Below are 11,816 nucleotides of genomic sequence, written 5' to 3' on the forward strand. Positions count from 1 at the left end.
AACATCTAATCCGTTAGGCCTGCATTGACTCGAGTTCTTCCCATCGAGCAAAGGCAGTTTCTAATTCTTGTTCAGTAGCGTTCAAACGATTCAATACTGCTTGAGTTTTATCGCTACTCTGGTTGAAAAAGTCTGGTTGATTCACTTTTTCTTGAAGCTCTTCAATCTCAGCTTCTAGTTTTTCTAATTGCTGTGGCAGAGATTCTAATTCCCTTTGCAGCTTATAAGATAATTTTTTTGGTTTATTTTCTGCCGGTTTACTAACTATTGGTTGTGACTGCAACTCAACTTCAATGGCTTTTTCCGTTTTCACTGAAGCATTATCAACCGGAGAACCCATTACACCACGAGACAGTAATACTTGTGCTCGCTGTTCTTGAGCATCATGATAACCACCGACAAACTCTTCGATCTTACCATTACCTTCAAAAATCCAACTGCTCATCACTGTGTTATCCACAAATTGACGATCATGGCTCACCAACAATAAAGTACCTTGATAGTTGGCAAGAATTTCTTCTAAAAGTTCCAATGTTTCGATATCTAAATCATTGGTTGGTTCATCGAGAATAAGTAAATTATTTGATTTTAAGAACAAACGCGCTAAGAGTAAGCGGTTTTTCTCTCCACCCGATAAAGCCTTAACAGGTGTACGTGCCCGCTTAGGTTCGAATAAAAAGTCTTGTAGATACCCTAACGCATGGCGAGTTCGGCCACCTACGGTCACTTCTTGTTTACCGTCAGCCAAGTTATCCATTACCGTCTTCTCAGGATCAAGTATCTCACGGTATTGATCGAAGTAAGCAACTTCTAACTTAGTACCACAATGTAAACGCCCTGAATCTGGTTGTAATTGACCAAGTAATAATTTTAATAATGTACTTTTACCACAACCATTCGGGCCGATTAATGCGATACGATCACCACGCATAATATTAAAGCTGAAGTCACTCACAATGGTTTTGCCATCAATCGAATAATTCAGGTTTTCAGCTTCAAAAATAATCTTACCAGAGCGATTAGATTCATCAATTTGAATGTTTGCTTTACCTTGAACTTCACGGCGATCTGAACGTTCTTCTCGAAGTTTCTTAAGCGCTCTTACACGACCTTCATTACGTGTGCGACGCGCTTTGATCCCTTGACGAATCCACACTTCTTCTTGGGCTAATTTCTTATCAAACTCTGCATTTTGCATTTCTTCAACACGTAATGCTTCTTCTTTATCAATCAAATATTGTTCGTAATTACCTGGATAGGAGCTTAGCTTGCCTCTGTCTAAATCCAGAATACGAGTCGCCATTGACTGAATAAATGCACGGTCATGCGAAATGAAGATAATAGAACCGCGAAAATCTTTTAAAAAGCCTTCTAACCATTCAATGGTCGATACATCCAAGTGGTTGGTTGGTTCATCAAGCAGTAATACATCCGGATCACACACCAATGCACGAGCCAAAGCCGCTTTACGCTGCCAACCACCAGATAAGCTGGTTAACAATGTATGCTCATCCAGCGATAATGACATTAAAATGTTTTTAATACGCTCTTCTAAACGCCAACCGTTAGCGTGATCAAGTTTTTCTTGAATTTTCGATAAACGGTTAATATTTTTTTCAGACGGGTCTTCAGCCATAATATCAAGTTGATGTTGGTATTGCTTGAGATACTCACCAACTTCAGCCAGACCTTCCGCTACATAATCGTATACAGTACCTTCAGCGTTACGAGGTGGGTCTTGCTCTAATCGAGAGACTACAACGTCTTGAGTTACTTGGATTTTACCGTCATCCATAATGATTTCCCCTGCAAGGACTTTCATCATGGTTGATTTGCCTGCGCCATTACGACCGACAAGACACACTCTTTCATTTTGTTGTAGTGAAAAATCGGCTTTATCCAATAAAGGATGGTCACCAAAAGCCAGTTGACCGTTATGAATGGTAATTAATGCCATTTTGTTTTAACCACACTTGTAATTCTTCAGTATTAAATGGCCAGAACAACTCTTGTGGTTGCTTCTGGTGCTTATTGTCTGCTTCATTGAGTGCAAGCACAGGAATAGTGACACCGTAACGAGAAAATAGGTCATCATTAAAAGCAATGTCCACTACCTCTACCTGAGATTGAATGCCTAGACTAACCAACTGTTCATAGGCCATCTCACACAAATGACAGCCCTCGGTTGAAAATAGTTTTAACATATCGCCATCCTACTATTCTTACGTACACTCAGTGTAAATTTATTTATGCTTTATGATCCAACAGTTATGGATATGCTTATTTCGTGCAAAATCCATCGGCAAGGTTTTAGACGATATATTTTCAGCCGACAGACCTAATGCGTCTAACCCCTCTAAATCCATCTTAAATTGGCGTTTGTTGTTAGAAAAAACCACCACAGCTTCATCTCTCATTAAACGCTTTAGGTTTTCCATAAGTATTAAGTGATCGCGTTGAATATCAAATGTTTGCTCCATTCTCTTAGAATTTGAGAACGTAGGTGGGTCGATGAAAATCAAATCAAAAGTGCGATCTTCATGCTTTAACCACTGTAAACAATCTGCTTGTTCAAATTGATGATCGCCACCCACAAACCCATTCAACTCCATATTGCGCTGAGCCCATTGAAGATAAGTATTCGACATATCAACGGTTGTCGTCGATTTCGCACCACCAGCGGCAGCATGAACGCTTGCACTACCGGTATAAGCAAACAAGTTTAAAAAGTCTTTACCTGCCGACATCTGACCTAAGCGACGACGAGTCAATTTATGATCTAAAAATAATCCCGTATCGAGATAATCTTGCAGATTCACTAGTAATTTCGCGCCATATTCGTTCACTTCCAGATATTCAGAATCTTGAGATAGCTTTTGATATTGGCGTTTGCCCTTTTGCTTTTCACGTGTTTTTAATACGACCTTATTAGCATCTACATTCAAAACTTGAATGGTGGCACGAATAATATCGGTTAAACGACGTTTTGCGACATCTTCAGGGATAGTTTTAGGTGCGGCGTACTCTTGAATCACCACATGATCAAGATACAGGTCTATCGCAACATTATAATTTGGTAAATCAGCATCATATAAACGATAGCAATCGAGTTCTTCACGCTTCGCCCATTTGCCAATTTTTGTTAAATTCTTTTTAAGTCGATTAGAAAAATCAGGTGCAATCTGAGCATCTTCTTTTTCCGAGTGGCGCAATGTTTCACCATTAGGGTTAACACGAGCCGTAATAGAATAGTTTTTTTGGTGACACGGTAACGCACCATTACTCAGTTTATATTGCTTATCAGCACGCATGCGTAAGCAACTAAGTAACTCTTCACTTGAAGAGAAGATTGAAGCATGACTTCCAGCAAATTCACTTTTTAACTGAGCGCCAAAAGCGGTATACAAGGCAATCAGGCCTGGTTCTGTACCTAAACGCTCACCATACGGTGGGTTACAGATAATAGTACCAGTATCAAAACCTTGTGGTTTTTCAAGTTTCGCTGCATCGCCCATCTTAAACTGGATAACGTCCGCTAAACCTGCACGTTTGGCATTATCTTTTGCGGCTTGTAATACTCGAGGATCATTATCGATACCAAAAAAACGATTTGCTTCTAAAGATTTAATGCCCTTGCGACCCTGAACGGTAGCTTCTGCTTTCACTTCAGCCCACGTATCGGCTTCAAAGCTGTTTAATACTTCAAAAGACCACTTAGCACGTTGAATACCGGGAGCAACATTAGCTGCCATTAACGCAGCTTCTATTAACAACGTTCCCGAACCACACATTGGATCGAGTAAAACTTGTGAGCCATCCCAGCCGCTTCGAGAAATAATGGCGCAGGCTAATGTTTCACGCAATGGCGCAGCCCCTGCTTGAGTACGGTAGCCACGTTGATGTAAACCTAAACCGACCATATCAATACCCAGTATCGCTCTATCACGATGCAAACGAACATGGATACGAAGATCAGGTTGATCTTTGCTGATCTCAGGGCGACCTAGGTCTTTTTTGGTAAAACTATCAACAATCGCATCTTTTACTTTCATTGCTCCGTATTGGCTATTGCGAATTTCTTGGTTTGTACCATTGAAATCAACAATTAATCGCTTATCTACAGAAAAATGAGAAGACCAATTAATAGCAGAGGCGGATAAATAAAGGTCCATATCATCGTTACAGTAGAATTCTGAAAGAATTAATACAAAACGAGAAGCCAGTCGGCTCCATAAACAACAACGATAGACTTGGGCGTTGGTCGCAGAAAATCGTACACCAGCCTGTACTGGCTTAGCATCGGTAATTCCTAATTTTGTGAGTTCGTCCGCTAGAAGGTTTTCAAGTCCGTTAGAGGTTATCGCTAAATATTGATTCATTATAACTTTCATTACCGTAATAAATGGACAGCGATTATATAACGAAAGCACACTGATATGCGACCACCCACACCATTTAACCAAGCTTTTCGATAAACAAATCTACCACGTCTTCCCATTATTACGCTTCCTAACAACGACCCAGGCAATTTGAAGCCTTTCTGATCTTTATTTATCAAGAAATATTCAAAGCACTCACCAACACCTCAATATGCAACATCGGAATATAGTCATACCGCCACGCAAATCAATAGTGAATACTTATTCTCTAAAAACACCATTAAATCTGGACTATACCAAACGTGTTTTTACAGTGTAAATTTATTACTAAACATGGGAAAAAGAGGAATTAAATCTAAAGCGAAGGTGTTGTATAAGGTTCAATACGCTTATTTTTTTATTTAATTTTGACTAGTTTGTGATTAATAACCGTATTTAATGTGGGTATCAATATGGTGTTATCCCCTATTGGCGTTCATAAAGGGATACGATAAATAAATTTATGATGGGAAAGCGAATCTAGATTGGGATATGACAGACAAAAAAATGCCGGCAACAAGGCCGACGGAAAGAACAACAAGGAACAACATATATTTGATTAAGCGTGTCGTTAACCGACCATTGCATAAGTTTCAATTGAAGTATGGATATTAGCCTTAGCAAAGCGATCGTGCATCACTTTAATTGGCTCACCGAACTTCAACGATTTAGATTCTGTTAAGCTGAAATCGCGCAGAGACACAGAAACACAAATACTCGCAGTTTCACCCACCTCTACCACCATAAAGTACCCTTCAGAAAAACAGTTTCTCAAGTGCACTATTTCCCCTTCTTCAGGTGTGAAATCGCCACCCTGAGCAGAGAAGAACCAGCTCTTAGGTTGTACCGGTTTATGGAAACGTCGTGCAGCCACACTATTCAATGCTAATTCGGCTTTACGAGGTTCTGATAAAGGAAGAGTATCAACTTGCTGTTTGAATTTATGGTAGCTAGATGCATCTTCAACAGAGAATTCGTTTTCTTGAAATGCACTATTAATAAGCAGTTTTTGAGGTAGGTTTACGCTGAAAACCATGTCCCGTCCAAGATCCAACATTAAGGACTTGTTAGTTTCATTGTAATACCATTTCCATGTATCACTTGGTTTAAGCATCATTCAGCCTCTCAAAATTAAAACGAAATGTTCACTTCGTTTCCGCCTATCCATTAGATGTACTTTGATTGTACAAACAGATAAACAAAAAAAAAGAGGAAAACTTTTTCCTCTTTTTCAGGCTGAAATTTTAAATACATTCACTTTATAGTGAGTTATTAGATGTTCTTCACGATTTCTTTGATCAAACCAGGGCCTTTATAGATAAATCCTGAATAAACTTGGACTAGTTTTGCTCCGGCCATCATTTTTTCTTTGGCTGCAACATAAGAATCAATACCACCAACACCAATAATAGGAATTTCTTCTCCCAGTTCTTTATATAACTGACGAATGACTTCCGTACTCTTCGATTGTACAGGTCGACCACTTAGCCCTCCCATTTCAGTCGAGTTTTTCATGCCTTCCACCAAAGCTCGATCTAATGTGGTGTTCGTAGCAATCACAGCGTCAATTTTATATTTTTTCAATGAGTCACATATTTGTACGATCTCATCATCACTTAAGTCAGGGGCAATTTTTAAAGCTAAAGGAACATATTTTCCGTATTGCTTTTCCAATTCGGCTTGCTTTACTTTTAAGGATGAAAGTAATTCATCTAAAGCTTCACCGTATTGGAGCGTTCTTAACCCAGGGGTGTTAGGAGAGGAAATATTCGCGGCAATATAGCCAGCGTATGGATATACTTTTTCCATACAGATCAAATAATCTTCAGTACCCTTTTCAATTGGCGTATCTTTATTCTTACCAATATTGATGCCAAGGATGCCATCAAAAGAAGATTGTTTTACATTTTCAATCAGTTGATCAACACCTTCATTATTAAATCCCATTCGATTGATAATGCCTTCAGCTTCTACAATTCGAAAGCATCGAGGTTTTTCATTACCAGCTTGTGCACGTGGCGTAACAGTGCCAATTTCTAAAAATCCGAAACCCATTGCGCCAAAAGCATCAATGCATTCGCCATTTTTATCCATACCAGCCGCAAGACCAACTGGGTTTTTAAATGTTAACCCCATAACTTCTACAGAGCGTATTGGTAAATTTTGGCGGAAGAAAAAATCAAGCGGTGTTCCATTTAATCTTCTTAAATTACTAAGAGCTAGCTCATGCGCCCTTTCAGCACTGAATTTGAATAAGCCCGTTCTAGCTAGACGATAAAGCATACTTCCTCCCAAAATAACATCAAAAAAGCCCCGAAAATTCGGGGCAAAGTATACCTTTGTCTAAGTCATTATACTAGCCGCAATCGTTTGCTGCGGATCCAGTTAATTACTGATTTGCTGCACAATTTAGATTCAATAAAACTAATTCACGCAAAGCGACAGAGAACTTAGCAAATTCATGCGCCGAGCCAACTTTAAACTCATTTAATATATTATCCCAACGTTCCAGAGAAACTTGATTGGTTTCAATCCACTGATCTAGCGCGACTTCAACGACCCATTCTTTTTCTGCTTGATATGCACAAGATAACACTTGTAGTGTTAACTGACGTTGCTGCCAATCAAGATCTTCACGGAAACTTGCTCTTGCTAGTGCCTGCCAATGGTTATCAATTGGTTGATTGTTGATTTGATTTAAGAACCAATGTAACGACAATCTATCACCAAGCGTGAAATACATTCTTGCCGTTTGATCGATTGGCACATTGCATTCCGCTGCAACCGAAGAAATATCCAGTGTAGAATATAAACTACTGAGTCGAGCGACCTTATTGGCTAATTCTTCCGTCACGCCTTGCTTGATCCAATCGTTAGCTTGTTGATTATGTTCTTTAACTTCATCACTCACTAAGAAAGTGTCCATGCCCTTCTGAATGGCTTTAACATCTTCAAGATAATGAGCAATGATTTCATCTACGTTCAATTTCATCATTCGGTTACGCAATAACCAACGTGTTGAACGACGCAAAATTCGACTCACCGATATTAAAAGCTCATATTGAACATGAGAGCTCGCCACATTATCCAGCTCTCGGATATCTTCAAACATACTCTCTGCATCAAAGATAACTCGCGATGCCACGTAAGCATTAGTGATATCAATAACACTAGCACCCGTTTCATCCTGCAAGCGCGTGACAAAATTGCACCCCATTTCATTAACCATTTGATTAGCAAGGGATGTTGCAATAATTTCTTGTCTTAATGGGTGTTGCACCATGAAGTCAGAATAGTTACGTCGTAACCTTTCTGGGAAGTATTGCACTAATAATTTTGCATTAAATGGATCATTGGATATTTCATCGCAAGCAAGTTGCTCTTTTAATACCATTTTGGCGTAAGCAATCAAGACGGACAACTCAGGACGAGTTAGCCCCTCACCTTTTTTCTCACGCTCTAGCAGAGTTTCATCATCTGGAATGTATTCCAAATTACGATCCAATTTCCCAAGCTTTTCCAAAGTATGAATGAAGCGTATTTGCTCTTTAACTTGCGCAGTACCTTGATGTTCGCTAACCGAAATCGATTCAGATTGACAGTAAGCATCATCTAAAACGATCTCACCAACTTCTTCTTCCATACTGTCGAGAATTTCGTTGCGCTGTTTGATCGTGAGATCGCCATTTGCAACCAAGGTATTCAAGAAGATCTTAATGTTCACTTCATTATCTGAACAATCTACGCCACCGACATTATCAACAAAATCGGTATTCACTCGGCCACCAGTTAGGGCGTATTCAATACGTCCTAACTGAGTCATCCCAAGGTTACCACCTTCCCCTACAACTTTTGCTTTCAGCTCTGAGCCATTAATGCGTAAACCATCGTTTGCTCTGTCGCCAACATCAGTATTGTTTTCAGAAGATGATTTAACATATGTACCGATACCACCATTCCACAGCAGATCAACTTGCATTGTAAGCAACATTTTGATCAACTCTGTTGGTGTAACAGATTGCTTTTGCGTGGATAACATTTTTTGTATTTCAGGCGTCAGCGTGATCGACTTAGATCGTCTTGAGAAAACACCACCACCTTGAGAGATTAAGCTTTGATCGTAATCCTCCCAACTTGATCTTGGTAATTTGAATAGACGATCTCTTTCGATCCAACTTGAAGCGGAATCTGGATTTGGATCAATAAAGATATGCATGTGATTGAATGCAGCTTGAAGACGAATATGTTTTGATAACAACATCCCATTACCAAAGACATCCCCAGCCATATCACCAATAGCCACACACGTGAAATCGGTTGTTTGAGAATCAATGCCCATTTCACGGAAATGACGTTTAACTGATTCCCAACCACCTTTCGCGGTAATGCCCATCGCTTTATGGTCATAACCATTGGATCCACCAGATGCAAAGGCATCCCCTAACCAAAAGTTATATTCTGCGGCGACTGAATTCGCTAAATCTGAAAAGGTTGCCGTTCCTTTATCTGCTGCAACCACTAGGTAGGCATCATCTTCATCATGTCGAACAACATTGTTCGGTGGGACAACTTTTCCTTCAATAATATTATCCGATACATCAAGTAATGCACGAATAAAGCGCTGATAACAACGCTGCCCTTCAGCAAATATTTCATCTCGTGTAGTAAAGTTTGGCTGACGTTTACAAACAAACCCACCTTTCGCGCCGACTGGCACAATCACGGTATTTTTTACTTGTTGCGCTTTAACTAAGCCTAATACTTCTGTACGGAAATCTTCTTGTCTGTCAGACCAACGTAATCCACCACGAGCTACCTTACCTGCACGTAAATGCACACCTTCAATATCTGGGGCATAAACAAATATTTCAAATTCAGGAACCGGAGCTGGAATCTCTGGAATATTTCTTGGCTGTAGTTTTAATGCGAGCCAAGGTTTAGCATTGCCGTCTTTATCCGTTTGATAGAAGTTAGTACGAATCGTGGCTAAGATCATTTCCATGTAACGACGAATGATTCGATCATCATCTAAGCTTTCGACTTTTTCTAATTTTTCTTTAATCGATTTAACCAGTTTCTCTTCAGCTTTCGTCCTAGCTTTAACGCTTGGATCAAAACGTTTAGTAAATAGGTTTACTAAAATTTGAGCTAATTCTGGATGGTTGGATAGCGTATCTTCAATGTATTGCTGGCTAAATGGAAAACCAACTTGGCGCATATAGCGAGCATAGCTTCGAAGGATAGTCACCTCTCGGCCACTTAACCCACCAGAAAGAATTAATCGGTTAAAACCATCACTTTCTAAATCGCCAGACCAAATAGCGGCAAAAGCTTGTTGGAAACGATCGCGAGCTTCACGTAGATCTACTTTTTGGTTACTGCGATGCAGCATCGAGAAATCTAAGATCCAATAAACAGTACCATCGGCTTTTTGGATCTCATACGGTGATTCACCGATCACTCGTAAGCCCAAGTTTTCAAGCATTGGCATGACATCAGATAAATGGATCGGCTCATCACGGTGATACAGTTTTAACCTAACCGCCTTTGAATCTGCTCTTTCTTCCTGAGGACGATAGAACAACATGCCAAGTTTATTATCTTCATTGAGTGCTTCAAGTTGCTCGATATCCGCAACCGCGGTTCCACCCGCAAGAGTGTCTTCTTTATATGAGCGCGAGAAAGCATTTTTATATTCTTTCGCTAGTGTTGTTCCTTGGTTTTCACCAAAGCTACTCATGATTGATTGAGTTAATCTATCATCCCAAGATGAAGATGCTTCCATTAGGTTTCTCTCTATCGACTTAACGTTTACTTCTTGATTATTATTATCAACCCGCACAATGTAATGTGTTCTGGCTAGTGGGCTTTCAGAGAAATAGGTTGTAAATTCAACACGTTGATTACTATCAAAATAACGCTTAAGTATTTCTTGGGTTTTAAAACGAAGCTCTGTGTTGTAGCGCTCTTTTGTCACATAAACCATGCAACTGAAAAAACGTCCAAATGGGTCTTTGCGAACAAATAAACGCAGAAGATCGCGATCTTGCATTTGAACTACGCCCATCCCAACTTCTTGGAGTTCGGACTCTTTAGCTTGAAGCAGCTCGTCTCTCGGGTAGTTTTCTAAAATATTATGTAATGCTTTCCAAGAATAAGAACCTTTTAAATAACCACTAGCATGTAAGATACGAGTTACTTTGTCCCGAATCAGTGGAATACTTTCTACACTTTGGTTGTACACAGCTGAGGTATACAAACCTATGAATCTGTGTTCTCCAATCACATTGCCTTTATCATCGAATTTCTTAATTCCGACATAATCAGTATGCGCAGGTCGATGAATGGTCGAAGCACTGCTGCCTTTTGTTAGGATCAACAACTCCGGCTTACGAGCTTCAAGTCGTGCCGATTCAATTAGATCAGATAATTTATAGGTGTGCACTCGTTGAGTTTGAGTAAATAAACCCAGCGGTTGTGATTCAGAAGGAACCAATTCAAAATCGCCTTCTGTAGCTTTTAGGTCAAATTCTTTGTAACCCATGAATGTGAAATTGTGTTGCCCTAGCCATTTTAAAAACGCTAAGCCTTCTTCCATTCTTTCAGCTTCAACAGGTATATTTTTTCTATTTTTCTCAATATCAGAAATGACGGTGTAAAGCTGATCGGTCATTTGTTGCCAATCTTCTACCACCAAACGCGTGTCTTGTAATACCGATAACAGTTCTTGCTTCAACTCGGTCATTCGGTTCTTGTCGTTGATACGATCGATTTCGATATGAAACAAAGATTGCATGTCACCCTTGTTGGTATTAACACCAACAATATCACTTGCCTTTCTCTCAATTCTTGTTGGTGCATTAGCCATGAAATGACTGGTTAAATCCAATCTTGAGAGCGCCATTTTGATTGAATCGACTAAGAACGCTGAATCTGGAACAACAACTTCGACAATGGTATGAGTTGATTGCCAACCTTGGCGACTCAACGTGGGATTAAATACGCGTACGGAAATCGTCTCTGGGGGTTTTTCCAAAATGTGCTGCCAAATACTTACAACAGCACCATATAGATCCGATTCATTCCTTTGAAAAAGATCATCCTGCGAAATATTACTGTATAGATGTTCTGCTAACTTACTGACTAAGGGTTTGGTTTTTGATTCTAATTTTTCCTGGATCAATTGATATACTTTTTCAAGTAATACAGGAACCACTTTTTCACTAGATGGCATCTTTACACTCCACAAAATGGGTACATAGATTATAGACCAGAGCACTCACTCTCATCTCTTTATTGGGTTATACCCAAATAACTTGGGTATCCATATTGTAAGAGTAGTATTGATATAAAGTTAAATCCTTTCCTATCAATAAACAGGATAAAAGTCGAATATGT

6 protein-coding genes are annotated in these 11,816 nt (G+C 39.5%); all 6 read right to left on the bottom strand.

The window, feature by feature from the left end:
- Positions 1-13: 13 nt before the first annotated feature.
- The gene (locus tag A1QC_RS00525; RefSeq protein WP_017025602.1) at positions 14-1,957 is read right to left on the bottom strand and encodes an ABC transporter ATP-binding protein; all 1,944 of its coding nucleotides are present in this window, start codon (positions 1,955-1,957) and stop codon (positions 14-16) included.
- Positions 1,935-2,204 (bottom strand): glutaredoxin family protein, encoded by a 270-nt coding sequence (locus tag A1QC_RS00530; RefSeq protein WP_017025603.1) that lies wholly within the window; start codon positions 2,202-2,204, stop codon positions 1,935-1,937. The genes A1QC_RS00525 and A1QC_RS00530 overlap by 23 nt, the downstream gene beginning before the upstream one ends.
- A 39-nt stretch (positions 2,205-2,243) precedes the next feature.
- On the bottom strand, positions 2,244-4,379 hold the full coding sequence (gene rlmKL, locus A1QC_RS00535) for a bifunctional 23S rRNA (guanine(2069)-N(7))-methyltransferase RlmK/23S rRNA (guanine(2445)-N(2))-methyltransferase RlmL (protein ID WP_017025604.1): 2,136 nt from the start codon (positions 4,377-4,379) through the stop codon (positions 2,244-2,246).
- 610 nt (positions 4,380-4,989) lie between these two features.
- On the bottom strand, positions 4,990-5,535 hold the full coding sequence (locus A1QC_RS00540; RefSeq protein ID WP_084021832.1) for a cell division protein ZapC: 546 nt from the start codon (positions 5,533-5,535) through the stop codon (positions 4,990-4,992).
- A gap of 155 nt (positions 5,536-5,690) precedes the next feature.
- A complete protein-coding gene (gene pyrD, locus A1QC_RS00545) occupies positions 5,691-6,701 on the bottom strand; it encodes a quinone-dependent dihydroorotate dehydrogenase (protein WP_017025606.1) in 1,011 nt (336 codons plus the stop codon).
- A 106-nt stretch (positions 6,702-6,807) separates the two neighbouring features.
- Positions 6,808-11,652, bottom strand: a complete 4,845-nt coding sequence (locus A1QC_RS00550; protein ID WP_017025607.1) for an NAD-glutamate dehydrogenase — start codon at positions 11,650-11,652, stop codon at positions 6,808-6,810.
- Positions 11,653-11,816 lie beyond the last annotated feature (164 nt).

The sequence above is a fragment of the Vibrio rumoiensis 1S-45 genome (genome assembly GCF_000286955.2).
Taxonomy (GTDB): Bacteria; Pseudomonadota; Gammaproteobacteria; order Enterobacterales; family Vibrionaceae; genus Vibrio; species Vibrio rumoiensis_A.